Source organism: Pseudorhodoferax aquiterrae (genome assembly GCF_014652235.1).
GTDB classification, from domain to species: Bacteria; Pseudomonadota; Gammaproteobacteria; order Burkholderiales; family Burkholderiaceae_C; genus Pseudorhodoferax; species Pseudorhodoferax aquiterrae.
This window is the reverse complement of the sequence record NZ_BMYK01000033.1, coordinates 43,179-58,356: the sequence shown is the minus strand read 5'-3', so window position 1 is coordinate 58,356 and position 15,178 is coordinate 43,179. Positions and strand designations below refer to the sequence as shown.

The window sequence follows — 15,178 nt, the reverse complement described above, 5'->3', positions numbered from 1 at the left end:
ATTGGGACGATTCGCTTCACAACGCTTGACACGAAAGACGGTTGCTCTCAGAGCAGACCGGGATTGCGCTGCCAGACCGACCAGTTCAATGCGGCCGCGAAGCTGACCCAGGCCAGGTAGGGCAGGAGCAGCAGCCCGGCGCTGCGCCGGATGCGCCAGAAGCCCACCAGCGTCGCGGCGAGCAGCAGCCACAGCAGCGCGATGTCGGCCAGGGCCGGCCCACCCAGGCGCCAGCCGAAGAACAACCAGCTCCACAGGCCGTTGGCGGCCAGCTGCGCCACGAACAGGCCGAGCACCATGCCCGCGCCGGCCCAGCCGCGCAGACGCCAGACCTGCCAGGCGGCCACGGCCATCAAGGCATAGAGCACGGTCCACACCGGGCCGAACACGCTGGCCGGTGGCGCCCAGGCCGGCCGTTCGAGCGCTGCGTAGAAGCCCGGGGCGTTGCGCGAGGCGAACGCGCCCACGGCGGCGACCGCAAAGCACAACACCAGCCAGCCCATCAGGCCGAGCCAGGGACGCTCCGGGCGCGTGCCCTGCGTGAGGGAGAGGGATGACGATGCAGCCATGCGCGGATGATCCCCTCTCAGGCGTCGCGCAGGCGCCGGTAACGCGCCAGCAAGCGCCGGCCCTTTTCGGCGATGCGCCGTGCCGCGGCCTCGGTGCGCGGCACGGGCTCGCCCCAGGCGTGGGCGGACAGCGCGAAGCGCGTGGGCTTGCCGTGTGCATCGCGCAGCGCAGGCAACTCGGCCCGCCCGAAAAAGCGCGTGGCCCAGCTGCCCTTGCGGCGCATTTCCTCCGGCGTCATGTCGCTGATGCGCTGCTTCTTGACGCCGGGCTTGAGCTGCGCGCCGTCGCGGCGGCGGAAATCGGCGCGGCCCGCAGCGGTCAGGCCGCCTTCGGGATCGCGTCCGCGCGCCTTGGATTCATGCGACTTGCCGGCGTGGTCCTTGGCAGAAGCCTTCCTGGCCGCAGGCCGCTTGGCGGCGGTCTTCTTGGCGGCGGGCCGTCCGGATGCGCCGGCCGTTGCCTGGGTCTTCGTGGCGGCCTTGGGCTTGGCCGCGGCCTTCTGTCGCTTGGCCGCCTGCATGTTGTCGACCAGGTTGGGGTAAGGCCGGCCGGCCGCCTTGGCACGCCGCTTGGCCGCCGCCTTGGCCGCAGGTGTCAGGGCCTTGCTGCGCGTGCCACGCGGCGCGGCATGCTCCCAGGGTTGTTCATCGTGGCGCGCCTGCGTCATGGGCGTGGTCCTCGTGGGCAAAACGAAGACCCGATGCTGCGGTACGCCGCGTAGCGTAGGCGTGGGAAGCCAAGCCTGGCCACCGTGGGATGCCGCCGACGCGACAGCCGGGCGCACCCGGGTAGCCAAGGTGACATGGCGGCCGCGAAGCGCTGCGCTAGTCTCGCGCCTCCTTTCATCCCCCGTCCTTCCCACCATGGATTTCAGCCTCTCCCCCTTCCAGCAGGAACTGCAGGAGCGCACGCGCCGCTTCATCGCCGAAGAGGTGATTCCACTGGAGAAGGACCCGCGCCAGGACCACCACGGCCCGCACGAGGCCCTGCGCGACGAACTCGTCGCGCGCGCCCGGCGCGCCGGCCTGCTCACGCCGCACGCCGCCAAGGACCATGGCGGCCTGGGCCTGTCGCACGTGGACAAGGCCATCGTGTTCGAGGAGGCCGGCTACAGCCCGCTGGGCCCGGTGGCGCTCAACATCCACGCGCCCGACGAAGGCAACGTGCACCTCATGGAGGTGGTGGCCACCGATGCGCAAAAGAAGCGCTGGCTGCAGCCGCTCATCGACGGCCACATCCGCTCGTGCTTTTGCATGACCGAGCCCGCACCGGGCGCCGGCTCGGACCCGTCCATGATGCAGACCCTGGCCGTGCGCGACGGCGACGACTACGTGATCACCGGCACGAAGTGGTTCATCACCGGCGCCACCGGCGCGGGCTTCGCCATCATCATGGCCCGCATGGAGGACGGCAGCGCCACCATGTTCCTGGCGGACATGGACCAGAAGGAGATCGTCATCGAGCGCCAGATCGACGCGCTGGACAGCTGCTTCACGGGCGGCCACGGCGTGGTGCGCTTCGACGGCCTGCGCGTGCCGGCCACCGACGTGCTGGGCGAGCTGGGCCAGGGCTTTCGCTACGCCCAGGTGCGGCTCGCGCCGGCGCGCCTCACGCACTGCATGCGCTGGCTGGGCCAGGCACGCCGTGCCCACGACGTGGCCAGCGACTACGCCAAGACGCGCCAGGCCTTCGGCCAGCCGCTCGTGGAGCACGAGGGCGTGGGCTTCATGCTGGCCGACAACGAGATGGACCTGCACAGCGCGCGCCTGGCGATCTGGCACTGCGCCTGGGTGCTCGACCAGGGCGAGAAGGGCCGCCACGAATCCAGCGTGGCCAAGGTGCTGTGCTCGGAGGCCGAGTGGCGCGTGGTCGACCGTTCGGTGCAGATCCTGGGCGCCAGCGGCGTCTCCGACGAGACCATCGTCGCGCGCATCTTCCGCGACATGCGCGCCTTCCGCGTCTACGACGGCCCGAGCGAGGTGCACCGCTGGAGCATGGCCAAGACCATCGCGCGGCGCGGCATCGCGCGCTGAGCGTTCGGGCCAAGCCGCCGCCCGGCGCCACAGCCAGCAGCATCGACTTGGCCCGATAGCTGCACAGCCTTGCGCGCGTACACCGAGGCGCACCGGATGCAGCCGTTCAGCCGGGCGTGGCCGAAAGGCTGGCCTGGAGCGAGCGCTACACCATCCCAGCCGTACCGCCCCACGCCTTCGGCACCAGCAGGCTGGAGACGGTTGTGGCTGGCGGCAGCGCCCTCAGAGGCTGCAGGTCCGCGGGACAGCCAAGCGGTGCCTGCCGCCAGGCTGCGAGCACCGCGGCGCGCGGGTCGCCCACCGGTAGCCGCGCCTGCGCGGTCAGCGCCTGCACGCAGACCAGTTCCACGCTACGCCGCGCCGCCAGGCCGCTGCCGCACACCTGGGGAGCCTGCGCGGGCACGGGCGTCGCAGCGCTGACAGATGCCCCCTGCAAGGCCCTGGACAGTTGCTGTACCCAGCCAAGCAGGCAGAGCTTCTCGTCGCGCGGATAGACGGCCAGTACATGGGTGGCATCCAGGCGCAGCGCCCAGCCTTCCCGCGCGACCTGCTCGGCAGGCTGGCGTTCGAGAAACTGGATCGCGCCTTCCACCGCCTCCTGGCTGTTGCGCAATGCGGCCTCCGGCTCGACCAACCGCCATGCCAGCAGGGCCGCCTGCAAGGCCGACAGCGGGTGTAGCGCCGCCAGCTGCGCAAAACCCTGGTAGGCCGCGTCGGTCTGCCCGACGAAATCCTGCAGCGCGGCCACTTGGTTGGCGTAGCTGGGCTGTGTGCCCGCGAACGACGCGCGCTTCACGGCACGATCAATGATGTGCTGGGCGTGCGCGGCCTGCGTCCGCGCGGCACCTGCATCGCCGCCTTCCAAGGCCTGGTAGGCCAGATCCAGCCGCCGATCGGCGGCGAGAAAGTGAGACCAGACGTGGGCTTCATCGACGTCGGCGGCACGGGTGAAGTAGGTGGCCGCCGTCTCGATGTCCCCGCCCAGCCAGTAGGCAGACAGCCCTTGGAACACCAGCACGTCTGGCGCGTCGGGGAATGCCCGCTTGAGTTCGTCCAGTTCCGGCGCGAGTTCACGCACGTGCTCGCCTTTCGTCAGCCGCACACCGAAGGCCGCCTGGCGCTTAAGCGCAGCGACGGCCGGCCAGAGGCCTGTCATCGCCGGCATGGCTGCGAAGGTCTGCTCGGCCCGCAGATGGTCACCGCGTCGCATCAGGTTGCGCGCCTCCTCGAGGGGTGAGGCAATGATCAGGTTGTAGGCCAGCGCCGCGGCGCCGACGGCCAGGGCCAACAGGCCGCCACTCCAACGCCACAACGCTGCGCGGCTGCCACGCCACTCGATGGCGCCAAGCTCGATGAAACCGAAGAGCTTGACGACGCCAATGCTGAACGGTATCGGCGCAGGACTGGCCGCCGGAGGGAGTGCCGGCTGGTGGACGGCGCCGGGTTTCGGCGCGGGCGCAGCAGGGGCCATGCGCCGCAGGGCGCCTGCCACGGGCACCATGGCCTGGTCCGTTCGGGCATTGCCATCCAACGTCATGGATGGCACGCGCGCGAAAGTCGAAGCGCCCCAGTCGCACGGTCCCAGCAGCACCGGCAGCAGAAAAACGGACTGCCGGTCGTGGCGTTCCAGCGCACGCTGCATCTCCCGATCGCGGGCATAGTCGGAGTCCAGCAGATTCGCGCTGACCAGCCACAGCACGACGTCGGCACGCTCCAGCGCATCATCGACGCGACCGGCCCACTCGCGCCCCCGGGCGATGCGCCGGTCGTGGCATGCACCGATGACCTGCTCGCCGCGCAGAACGTCGAGTTGCGCCTGCAAACGCGCCCGCCACGCATCATCGCGGTGCGAATAAACGACGAACACCGACAACGGCCGCCCGGGCGACGGCATGGTCAGGGCACCCGCTGCGTGATCGGGAAGTTCTGCCCGAACGACGTCTTCATCGGGCGTTGCTCGTAGCCCTTGGCACGCGTCAGCTCCGGCACGCGGTCTGCCACGTAATTGGCTAGGGCGTCCACGTCGATCATGGCGCTCTGCGGCGAGACGGCCCGGCCGGCCATGCCCTCCAGCAGCGCTGCGGTGTACACACCGTGGCCGTTGAAGCCATCCTCCAGCGCCTTGCCCTGGGGCGAGGCCGCCGCCAGGATGTAGCGCCCGGTGGCCCGCATCAGCCGCACGATGGCGTCCTTTTGCTCGCTGCTGCCGTCGCGCGAAGCCTGGGCCGCCGTGCCCGAATCGCAGGTGTCCAGGATCAGCAGCCTCTTGCCGGCGCCCAGGTTCTTCAACGCCAGCTCAAGCCGGTCCTGCGACAGCGTGCGCTGGCCGTTGAAGGCCTGGTCTCCGTCGTAGACAAAATCCGCCGGGATGAAGTGGTACTTGCCATCAGGCGCCTTGCCGTGGCCGGCCAGGAAGATGACCACAACGTCCTCCGGCCGCGACCGCTGCACGAGCGCGTCGAGTTCAGCCTGGATGCGGGCCAGCGAGGTGTCGGCGCGTTTGACCAGCACGCGGGTATCGACATCCCGATACAAGCCCTGGGCACCGGCGCGCAGCCGCTCTACCAGCTTGGTCGCATCAGCGGTGGCGAACTTCACACCGTTGCGAAAGCTCGCGTCGTCGTACTTGCTAATACCGACTGCCAATACGCGCAGCACCGGCCTTGGCGCCGCCACTTGCACCGTGACCCGCGCCTGCACCTCGTTAGAGGCCACCTTGCCGTCGGCACGCATGGCACGCGCCGCCACCACATGGGCGCCCGGCCCCAGGCTCAGTCGCTGCGTCACCACCCCGCCGCCTGGCGGCGCGACGGTGCGCGCGCGCACCTCTGCGCCGTCGATGAACAGCTTGAGCTCTCCGACACCCGCATTGGCCGGGTCGACGCGCAGCTTCAATTCGTACTCGCCGCTGCTGTCGGCTTCGGCTGGCGACAGCAATGTGACGGTGGGCGGCAAACCGCCGGCCAGCACCTGGCGCACGTCGCCGATGGCGGCCACAGCTTCGGCGATGGCGGCCTCGTCGCCGGCCAGCCGCCGGCTGATCAGGTCAGGCCGGAAGTAGATGCCTGAAAGCTGTGCAGAGTCGACGTACTGGCCCTCGCGGTCGCGCTCCGGTTCGAACCAGTAGCCGATCAGCGCATCGCCGCCAGCGGAGGCCTCGTAGAAGCCTTCCGGCGTGAACAGCACCCATCGCTTGTCCTCGGCGTGGATGAACAGTGCCAGCCGTTCGGCACCGTTGGCCGCGTCGTACCAGCGCAATGTCCCATCTCCCAGCGCTGCCACCACGAAACGCCCGTTCGTGCTGAGGTTGACGGCCAACGCTGAACTGAGCAGGAAGGTGTGCCACACCTCCCTGCCATCGGCATCGAAGCGACGCAGCGACCAGCTGGCGCCGAGCACGAACCCGCTGCGATCGTCGGCCTGGTCCAAGGCGTGCGGCCTCTCCCCGAAAGCCAGCACCGGAACACGATTTCCGTCGAACAAGGTCCCCTCCTTGTACTCCCAGCCCGCAACCGGCAGGCCATCGCTACCCGGCAGGCGCAGGCCCGGCTCGGGCTCCACTTCGGTTTCCAGGGTACGCGTGGCCAGGTCGAAGCGCGCCAGGGACCGGGACCACTGATCGCCGTGCCAGCGCGTGCCACTGAACTCCACGCGTCGGCCGTCACCCGACACGGAGAAGCGATCCGCACTATCGCGGAAGTCGAGCACCGGCTGCAGCGCCTGGGGCTCACGGCGGCCCTGGGCGTCCAGGATCCCCCAGACGGAGCTGTACGACCCAAAGGCCAGCCGACCGCTGGCCAGCGGCACCAGACCGGACAAGGTATCGGTCGTCGCATCGAGCAGCACGGGCGCACCCGCGCCCTGCTGGGACCAGGACACAACAGGGTAGACAGAGTCGCGCTGGAAGGTGCCCGCCGCATAGAGCCGTTCACCATCATGCGACCACGCCACTTGAGAAAGACCACCCGTGGTCACGAGTCGATGGTCGGGCTTCGCCAACAAGGTCAGATCGCGTCCCGAAAGCACCTGGACGAACGGAGCGCGCTCGAAACCAACGGCAATGTGCTGGCCATTCGGCGAAAACCGCACCTTGGACGGCCTGTCGCCAACCTTGCGCTCGCCCAAGAGCTCGCCTTGGGTATCGAACAACCGCACCGTGCCGTCCAGGCAGCCCATGACCAACCTGCCGTCCGAAGCAAAGTCAGCGCCATGGCTCCCAGCCCGGCAGGCGGCACTGATCGTCAACTCATGCCACAGGTTTCCGGTATCAAGGATCCGCATGCTGCCGCCACCAAACGTGGCGGCGAGCCGACGCCCATCGGGAGAAAACACCAGTTGGATGGCCAGATCCAGGTAGGGCCCGCTGCGCCCAAGCAAACGGCCACTGTGCCGCTCGAACAGATAGATGGGATGTGCCGCACCAGCACTGCCGGTGGCGCCACCGAGCGCCACCAGGGATCCGTCCGGAGAGATCGCCACTGCAGACAGCATGCCTGCCAAACCACGACGGATCGGCAGGCGCAGGACGCGTTCCAGGCGGCCACTGTTCAAATCCCACACCCGCGCGGTCTTGTCTTCCGATGCCGTGACCAGCCAGCGTTCAGCGCGATCCACCGCAATGCTGTTGATCACCCCGGTGTGCTGGCCTGTCTCAACCAGCGGAATCGGCACCTGTGCGCATACTGCATCGGTCAGGGCAAACATCAGAAACGCAATGCCCAGCCCGCCAGCCGGCGGCCGCCACGTCCTGTCCACCACGATGTCAGTGACCTCATGCTTGCCCTCCGGGCACCCGCCCCCCGCCACCAACCACCCTGCGCGGCTGCGGCCCCAGCATCATATTTGAGCAAATGGCCCACGTCAGCAGGATGAAAAACGCGCAGATGCAGCGCGCTCGGCCTCAGCGCTCCACGACATGGCCGCGCCGCCACAGCAGCACCTGGGCCAGCAGCCCGCCAGCGGCCCAGCCCAACATCAGAACCCCCAGCCAGACCGGCCCGTCCATGGGCACCAGGCTCACGGCGAAGCCGCCCACGGCCCCGGTCAGCTGCTGCATGAGCCCGGCGACCGCCGCGGCCGAGCCGGCCAGCGCGGGCACCAGGCCCACCGTGCCGATCAGCGTGGGCGGCAGCAGCAGGCCGTGGCCGATGCCCATCGCCAGCATGGGCAGCGACAGCGCAAGCGGGTGGTGCAGGCCCGCCAGGCCCAGCACCAGCACCGCGACGAGGCCGCTCAGCGTGACGGCCTGGCCCAGGTTCATGAGGAAGCGGTCGCTGCGGCCCATGCGCAGCAGGCGCTGCGTGAGCAGGTTGCCGACGACGTAGGCGATGGGCGGCGTCATGATGTACAGCCCCATCTGCTGCGGCCCCACGCCGTAGCTGGCCAGCACCAGCGGCGCCCCGCCCAGGAAGGTATAGAACGTGCCAGCCGTCATCGCGAGGATGGTCACGTACAGCACGAAGGCGCGTTCGCGCGCCAGCCGCGCGTAGCCGCCCAGCAGCGCCGCCACGCTGGCGCCGCTGGTGTGTGCCGGCGGCTGCGTGGCCGGCAGCCAGCGCCAGGCCGCCACCAGCAGCAGTGCGGCCAGCCCGGCGATCAGCACGAAGTTGGCCTGCCAGCCCCAGCGCGCATGGATCTGCCCGCCCAGCAGCATGGCCGTGGGCGGACACAGGCCCATCATCATGCCGATGAAGGCCATCACGCGCGTGCGCTCGGCGCCCGTGAACAGGTCCTGCACCATCGCCCGGCCGATCACCATGCCGGCTGCGCAGCCCGCGCCTTGCACGGTCCGCGCCAGGTTGAGCACCGCGAGGCTGGGCGCCAGCGCGGCCGCCAGCGATGCCAGCAGGGCCAGCGTCAGCCCGGCCAGCAGCACGGGCTTGCGGCCGATGCGGTCCGACACCGCGCCGTAGACCAGCTGGAACACACCGTAGGCCGCGACATACCCGCCGAAGCCCAGTTGCACCTCGGCCTGGGTCGCGCCGAACTCGGCAGGCCACTGCTGCATGGAGGGCAGGCACACCGTCATGGCCAGCAGGCCCAGGGCCAGTTGCGCGACGAGGTTGGCCGTGAGCCAGACGGGACGGATGGTGGGAGGGGAGAGAACGGGCATGGAAGAGCGGGGGCGAAGCCATCGATTGTTGCCCCAAGCGGCCAAAGTGTCCGGCCCGTGCGCGGCGTCGGACAACGGGGTCCGCCCGCGGCAACGCGTGGAGCGCGCCGCGTCCTACAGCGCCCGGGCAGGCGCCGACCAGAATGAAACCATGGCGCGACAGCCCGCCGCGCACCCACAGGAGAACACCATGCGAACCACCGCTTTGCTCCCAGTGCTTTGCGCGGCACTGCTGGCCACCGCGGCCCACGCCAACGACCTGGTCGTCAACGAAGGCGCCGACTCGATCCGCTTCACCGATGCGGCCTGCAGCAACGAGGCCGTGCTGCAGCGCATCGATCCCGGCGACCGGCCGCTGTTCCGCACCGCCTCGGCCACGTTGCAGGGCCGGCGCTACACCGCCTGCTGGAGCCTGGTGTCGACCGCCGTCTACCTGGTCTACGAAGACGGAGACCAGGGCCTGGTGCCGGTGTCCCGGCTCAAGGTGCCGGTCGATATCTGACGGCTGGCCTGCGCGGCGCGGCCTGCGCGTCACAACTCCTTGCAAATCTGCTGCCGTTCGGTTCACGGCCTTGTCATAGTGGCTGCGGAGACTCGCCGCCCAACAACAAGGAGGACCGATATGCCGCCGCTGAACCAGCGCCCTTTCCTGCGTGTGACCCTGCGCCCCCTGGCCGCCACTTTGGCCGCCTGCGCCCTGCTTTCCGCCTGCGGCGGCGGCGGCGGTGACGACTACCCCACGCTGAGCGGCGACAAGCCCCTGGTGGTCGGCCACCGTGGCGCCAGCGGCTACCGGCCCGAGCACACGCTGGCCTCCTACCAGTTGGCCATCGACATGGGCGCGGACTTCATCGAGCCCGACCTCGTGGCGACCAAGGACGGCGTGCTCGTCGCGCGCCACGAGCCCAACATCACCAACACCACCGATGTGGCCACGCGCCCCGAGTTCGCCGACCGCAAGACCACCAAGGTGGTCGACGGTGTGAGCGAAGAAGGCTGGTTCGCCTCTGACTTCACGCTGGCCGAACTCAAGACCCTGTTCGCCAAGCAGGCCAACCCCGCCCGCGACCAGAGCTACAACCAGCAGTTCCGCATCCCCACGCTGCAGGAGGTGCTGAACCTGGCCAAGTCCGAAAGCGCGCGCCTGGGCCGCACGGTCGGCGTGATCCCCGAGACCAAGCACCCGACCTTCCACGCCAACCTCAACCTCAAGCTGGAGGACCGGCTGCTCGACCTGCTGGCCAGCTACGGCTACACGCAGAAGAGTTCGCCCGTGATCGTGCAGTCCTTCGAGGTCTCCAACCTCAAGTACCTGCGCAGCAAGAGCCAGATCCGCCTGGTGCAGCTCGTCGACGGCGACTCGGTCGACAAGAACGGCCAGATGCAGCTGGTGGCCCCCTACGACAAGCCCTACGACTTCGCCGTCGCGGGCGACCCGCGCACCTTCGCCAGCCTGCTGACGCCCGAGGGCCTGCGCGAGGTCAAGACCTATGCGGACATCATCGGCCCCTGGAAGCCCTACCTGATCCCCACGAAGCAGGTCGATGCCAACAACGACGGCCAGCCCGATGATCTGAACGGCGACGGCAAGATCGACGAGCGCGACCGTGTGGTGATGCCGGTGACCAACGTGATCAAGGACGCGCATGCGGCCGGGCTCATGGTCGTGCCCTACACCTTCCGCAACGAGGTGACCGGCCTGCCTTCGGACGACAAGGGCGACCCCGTCAACGAGTACAAGCGCTTCTACGCCGCCGGCGTGGACGGTGTCTTCAGCGACTTCCCGGACACGGCCCTCAAGGCCCGCTGAACGCGGGGCATCAGATTCGCTTCAGCCGCAGGGTGTAGCCTCGCGGCTGTGCGCATCCTGCTCCTCGAAGACGACCGCTCGCTCGGCAGTTCGCTGCAGTCCTGGCTGCAGCTGGACGGCTACGCCGTGGACTGGCTGCAGCGCGGCGACCAGGCCGCCGCCGCACTGGCCACGCACGACTACCAGTGCGTGCTGCTCGATCGCGGCCTGCCCGGCCTGGAAGGCGATGCAGTACTGGCAGCGCTGCGCCAGCGTGGCGCACCGGCTGGGCTGGTGCCTGTCATCGTCATCACCGCGCGCGATACCCTGCACGACCGTGTGCAGGGGCTGGATCTGGGCGCCGACGACTACCTCGTCAAGCCCTTCGACCTGGAGGAGCTCTCGGCCCGCATCCGCGCGCTGCTGCGGCGCGAGGCGCGCCAGGGCAGCACGGAACTGCGCCACGGCGCCGTGGTGCTGGATACCGCGGCCAAGCGCGTGCTGCTGGATGGCGCGCCGCTGGCGCTGACGGCACGCGAATTCGCCGTGCTGCGCGCGCTGATGCGCCGGCCCGGGCAGATCCTCTCGCGCGCGCAGCTCGAGGAGGCGCTCTACGGCTGGGGCGAGGAGGTGGAGAGCAACACCATCGAGGTGCACATCTACAACCTGCGCAAGAAGCTGGGCAGCGGCTTCATCACCACCGTGCGCAACCAGGGCTACGGGCTGGCGGCCGCGTGAAGTCTTCCTATTCGCTGCGGCGCCGCCTGCTCGCGTGGGTGCTGGGCGCCAGCGTCACGGCCTGGCTGGTCAGCCTGGCCATCGTGGTGGGCGTGGCCTGGCATGGGTCCAGCGAGGTCTTCGACGAAGCGCTCGAGGAAACCGCGCGCCTGGCGCTGGCGCTGGGCGCGGATCCGTCGCAGCGCGGCACCACCACGCGACCGGGCGCAGCGCTGCAGGGCGAGAGCCGGCTCAAGCTGTACTACCAGCTCGTCGATGCGGAGGGCCGCGTGCGCAGCCGCGCCGAGGATGCGCCGGCCCAGCCCTTCGTGCGCGGCGACGCCCGCCGCGACTTCCACGACAACGTCTGGGCCGACGGCGCCTACTGGCGCGTCTACGTCGAACGCGACGCGCGCAGCGGCCTCACGGCGCAGGTCGGCCAGCCCTGGAAAGAGCGGCTGGAACTGCTGGAGGAGATGGCCGAGAAGCTGGCCTGGCCGGCGCTGGCATTGCTGCTGCTGCTCGGTACGGTCTGCTGGCTGGCGATCCGGCGCCAGCTGGCACCGCTGGAGCGCACGGCCGCAGGCATCGCTGCCAAGTCGCCGCAGGACCTCTCGCCCGTGGCCGGCGCCGGCCAGCCGCGCGAGCTGCGGCCCATCCTCGATGCGCTGAACGCGCTGCTGGCCCGGCTGGAGCTGGCGTTGGCGTCCGAACGCCGTTTCACGGCCGATGCCGCGCACGAGCTGCGCACGCCGCTGGCCGCGCTGCGCATGCGCGTGCAGCTGCTCGAACGCCAGCAGGCCGGGCCCGCCGACCCCCTGCGTGCCCTGCGCGAGGACGTGGACCGTTGCACGGCGCTCGTCGAGAGCCTGCTCGCGCTGGCCCGGCTCGACCCCGAGCATGCCGCCCTGGCACGCCAGGACGTGGACCTGGCGGCGCTGTTCGAGAGCCTGGACCGCAGCGCCGCGCAGGCGCGCGGCATGCGCGTCACGCAGACGCTGCAGGCCAGCACAGTGCAGGCCGAGCCGGCGCTGCTGGCCAGCGCGCTGCGCGGCCTGCTCGACAACGCCGTGCGCTACGGCCGGCCCGGCGGCCAGGTGCAGCTGAGCGCCACGCCCCTGCCGGACGGCGGCGTGCGCCTGGCCGTGCGCGACGACGGCCCGGGCGTGGCGCCGGCCGAGCGCGCGCGCCTGGGCGAGCGCTTCTTCCGCGTGCTGGGCACCGGCCAGAGCGGCAACGGCCTGGGCCTGTCCATCGTCGCGCGCATCGCGGCGCTGCACGGCGCCAGGCTGCACTTCGCCGACGGGCTGGACGGGCGGGGACTGGCAGTGCTGCTGGATTTTCCGCCCGCTCAGGGCAGCAGCGCGTAGCGGTAGCGCGCGGGCACGTCGCCCGTGGCCGAGAAGAGGTAGGGCAGCACGAGGTCGTGCGGCCGCGTGGGCAGCGCGTCGGTCAGCGGCTCGACCCACAGCAGCGGGCGCTGCGTCGGCAGGTTGCCGTCACCGTCGTCGACCTCGATGTGCGCGCGCGGGAACTGCAGCCGCAGCGCGCCGGCCAGCGTGCGGTCGTTGGACAGGATGATGCCGTCGCCCGCATAGCCGCGCGCGCGCAGCGCCTGGGCCAGTTCGCGCACGGGCTGGTTCAGCTCGTCGGGCTTGTCGCGCATGGCGTTGTAGGGCACGCGGGCCGTCAGCAGCACCAGCACCAGCACGGCCACCGTGGCCAGCACCCGGCGCAGGCGTGGCAGCCGCGCATGCTGCGCGAGTTCCGGCGCGCAGCCGAAGAAGGCCACGGGCAGCAGGAACAGGAAGGGCATCATCCAGCGGTCCTTGAAGCGCGTGACCTCGCCGAACACCATCATCGCCAGGAACAGCAGGCCCAGCGCCACGAAGTAGCGCTGCCACAGCGCTTGCAGGTGCAGGCCGCTCCCGGCCGGCGCAGCCTGCGGCCGCCACCACCGCGACCAGGCCTGCAACGCGCCGCGGCCGAACAGCAGGCCCATGGCCAGCGCCCAGGGACCGGCGAAGGCCAGCACCGCCAGCACCAGGCTGGTCAGGCCGCGCCACAGCCCTTGGAAGAAGCCCACCGGAACCGCGCTCGTGAGCTTGCCGGCCGTGGATTCCACCGCCAGCCCCCAATGCTGCAGCACCCACAGGCCGTGCGGCACGACCATCGTCGCGGCCACGGCCACGGCGGCCAGCGTCCAGCGGTTGAGCAGCACGGCGCGCGTGTCGCGCCCGGTCAGCAGGGCCGCCAGCAGCACCCCGAGGAAGCCCGCATAGCTGTATTTGGACAGCATTCCGAGACCTGCGACGACCCCGGTCAGCAGGTACAGCGCGGGGCGCGGGCTGCGCAGCAGCGCCAGCACCACGGCCAGCGTGGCGGCTGACACGGTCGTCAGCAGCACCGAGTGCGTGAGATCGCGCGAGGCCTCCCAGCCGATCTGCGGCAACAGCAGCATGGTGGCCGCAGCCAGGGCCGCCAGGCCGGCCGGCATCAGCGTGCGGCCGGCCAGCCAGACGCAGACGTAGGCCAGCGCCAGCAGCCCGTTCTTGAGCAGCGACAGCGTGAACACCGAGGCACCCAGCAGCTGAAAGACGGCCCACTGCAGCCAGGTGTACAGCGGCGGCTGGGCGCCGTAGCCCCATTGCAGGTGCTGGGTCCAGACGGCCTGCTCGGCCTCGTCGAGCTCCAGCGCCGGCGACACCAGCACACGGCCCAGCACATGGGCCGCGAAATAAAGCAGCAGCCAGCCCCAGGGCGGCATGGCCGTTGCGGGGAGAATGCGTGCGCGCGCAAGCGCAGGGGGGGTGCCGGCCATCGTGGGGAAGCTCGAATTCGCGCGCGATGATAGCGGCCCTCGCCCACCAATGGCCGGCAGCCGTGGCGCCGGCGCTCGCGCCCGCCTCCCCAGAAAGCAGCTCCCTCCAACGATGCCCACCGCCCCTTTGCCCGATCCCACGCTCCTGCACCCTGCCGCTGCACCGCAGCCGCCGGAGGTGTCCATCGTCGTGCCCATGTTCAACGAGGCCGAGAGCCTGCCCGACCTGGTCGCACGCGTGGGCGAGGCCATGCAGGCCAGCGGCCGCAGCTTCGAGCTGATCGCCATCGACGACGGCTCGCGCGACGGCTCGCCCGCGCTGCTGCGCCAGCTCGCGCGCGAGCGGCCCTGGCTGCGCCCGGTCTGCCTGGCGCGCAACTACGGCCAGTCCTGCGCACTGCAGGCCGGTTTCGACCGCGTGCGCGGGCGCTACGTGGTGACGCTGGACGCGGACCTGCAGAACGACCCCCTGGACATCCCCGCGCTGCTGGACCGGCTGGATGCCGAGCCCGAGCTCGACTCCCTGTCGGGCTGGCGCCAGAACCGGCAGGACAAGGCCTTGTCGCGCAAGCTGCCCTCGATGCTGGCCAACCGGCTGATCTCGCGCACCACGGGCCTGCAGCTGCACGACTACGGCTGTGCGCTGAAGGCCTACCGGCGCCACATCGTCGACCGCATCCATCTCTATGGCGAGTTGCACCGCTTCCTGCCGCTGCTGGCGCACGATGCCGGCGCGCGCATCGCCGAGGTGCCCGTGCGCCACCATGCGCGCGCCAAGGGCAAGTCCAAGTATGGCATCGACCGCACCTTCCGCGTCGTGCTCGATCTGGTGCTCGTGCTGTTCTTCCTGCGCTACCGCCAGCGTCCGCTGCACGCCTTCGGCGGCCTGGGCCTGTGGCTGGCCACGCCGGGCGTGCTGATCCTGGCCTGGCTGTTCGTGCAGAAGCTGGCGGGCGAGGCCATCGGCGGGCGCCCGCTGCTGCTGGCCGGCGTGATGCTGGTGCTGGTGGGGATGCAGCTGGTCGTCGCCGGGCTGATCGGCGAGGTCATGATGCGCATCTACTACGAAGGCGGTGGCGGCAGGCAGTACCACCTGCGCGACGAGCCCGAAAGCCCCGGTCCGGCCGCCTGACCCC

At 70.4% G+C, this 15,178-nt stretch carries 12 protein-coding genes; 6 read left to right on the top strand and 6 right to left on the bottom strand.

What is annotated here, in order from left to right; translation table 11 throughout:
• Nucleotides 1–47: 47 nt before the first annotated feature.
• Together IE209_RS29480 and IE209_RS29475 are read right to left on the bottom strand one after the other, a co-directional pair.
• On the bottom strand, nt 48–569 hold the full coding sequence (locus tag IE209_RS29480; protein ID WP_189690449.1) for a TspO/MBR family protein: 522 nt from the start codon (nt 567–569) through the stop codon (nt 48–50).
• A 17-nt stretch (nt 570–586) separates the two neighbouring features.
• Nucleotides 587–1,237: a DUF6321 domain-containing protein gene (locus tag IE209_RS29475; protein ID WP_189690448.1), complete on the bottom strand. Its 651-nt coding sequence runs from the start codon at nt 1,235–1,237 to the stop codon at nt 587–589.
• 196 nt (nt 1,238–1,433) lie between these two features.
• On the opposite strand from IE209_RS29475, the gene IE209_RS29470 reads away from it, so the two are divergent.
• Nucleotides 1,434–2,603: an acyl-CoA dehydrogenase family protein gene (locus tag IE209_RS29470; RefSeq protein ID WP_189690447.1), complete on the top strand. Its 1,170-nt coding sequence runs from the start codon at nt 1,434–1,436 to the stop codon at nt 2,601–2,603.
• Nucleotides 2,604–2,748: 145 nt separating this feature from the next.
• Here the strand turns inward: IE209_RS29470 and IE209_RS29465 are convergent, their stop codons facing one another.
• The 3 genes from IE209_RS29465 to IE209_RS29455 all read right to left on the bottom strand — a co-directional run bounded on the left by IE209_RS29465 (nt 2,749) and on the right by IE209_RS29455 (nt 8,715).
• A complete protein-coding gene (locus IE209_RS29465; protein ID WP_189690446.1) occupies nt 2,749–4,497 on the bottom strand; it encodes a toll/interleukin-1 receptor domain-containing protein in 1,749 nt (582 codons plus the stop codon).
• Nucleotides 4,498–4,499: 2 nt separating this feature from the next.
• Nucleotides 4,500–7,307: a caspase family protein gene (locus IE209_RS29460; protein WP_189690445.1), complete on the bottom strand. Its 2,808-nt coding sequence runs from the start codon at nt 7,305–7,307 to the stop codon at nt 4,500–4,502.
• 196 nt (nt 7,308–7,503) lie between these two features.
• Nucleotides 7,504–8,715 carry an MFS transporter gene (locus IE209_RS29455; RefSeq protein ID WP_189690444.1) on the bottom strand — a complete coding sequence of 404 codons (1,212 nt, stop codon included), beginning with the start codon at nt 8,713–8,715 and terminating at the stop codon, nt 7,504–7,506.
• A gap of 190 nt (nt 8,716–8,905) precedes the next feature.
• On the opposite strand from IE209_RS29455, the gene IE209_RS29450 reads away from it, so the two are divergent.
• The 4 genes from IE209_RS29450 to IE209_RS29435 all read left to right on the top strand — a co-directional run bounded on the left by IE209_RS29450 (nt 8,906) and on the right by IE209_RS29435 (nt 12,591).
• Nucleotides 8,906–9,217, top strand: coding sequence for a hypothetical protein (locus IE209_RS29450; RefSeq protein WP_189690443.1), 312 nt, complete (start codon nt 8,906–8,908; stop codon nt 9,215–9,217).
• A 120-nt stretch (nt 9,218–9,337) separates the two neighbouring features.
• Nucleotides 9,338–10,525 carry a glycerophosphodiester phosphodiesterase gene (locus IE209_RS29445; RefSeq protein ID WP_189690442.1) on the top strand — a complete coding sequence of 396 codons (1,188 nt, stop codon included), beginning with the start codon at nt 9,338–9,340 and terminating at the stop codon, nt 10,523–10,525.
• Between the two features lie 48 nt (nt 10,526–10,573).
• Complete coding sequence (locus IE209_RS29440) at nt 10,574–11,242, top strand: response regulator transcription factor (RefSeq protein WP_189690441.1); 669 nt, start codon at nt 10,574–10,576, stop codon at nt 11,240–11,242.
• The gene (locus IE209_RS29435; protein WP_229883126.1) at nt 11,239–12,591 is read left to right on the top strand and encodes an ATP-binding protein; all 1,353 of its coding nucleotides are present in this window, start codon (nt 11,239–11,241) and stop codon (nt 12,589–12,591) included. The genes IE209_RS29440 and IE209_RS29435 overlap by 4 nt, the downstream gene beginning before the upstream one ends.
• Here the strand turns inward: IE209_RS29435 and IE209_RS29430 are convergent.
• Nucleotides 12,573–14,042 carry a glycosyltransferase family 39 protein gene (locus IE209_RS29430; RefSeq protein ID WP_189690440.1) on the bottom strand — a complete coding sequence of 490 codons (1,470 nt, stop codon included), beginning with the start codon at nt 14,040–14,042 and terminating at the stop codon, nt 12,573–12,575. The genes IE209_RS29435 and IE209_RS29430 overlap by 19 nt on opposite strands.
• A 112-nt stretch (nt 14,043–14,154) precedes the next feature.
• Between IE209_RS29430 and IE209_RS29425 the strand changes: the two genes are divergently transcribed.
• Entirely contained in the window at nt 14,155–15,174 is a 1,020-nt protein-coding gene (locus IE209_RS29425; RefSeq protein WP_189690439.1) for a glycosyltransferase family 2 protein, read from the top strand.
• The last annotated feature ends 4 nt before the right edge of the window (nt 15,175–15,178 follow it).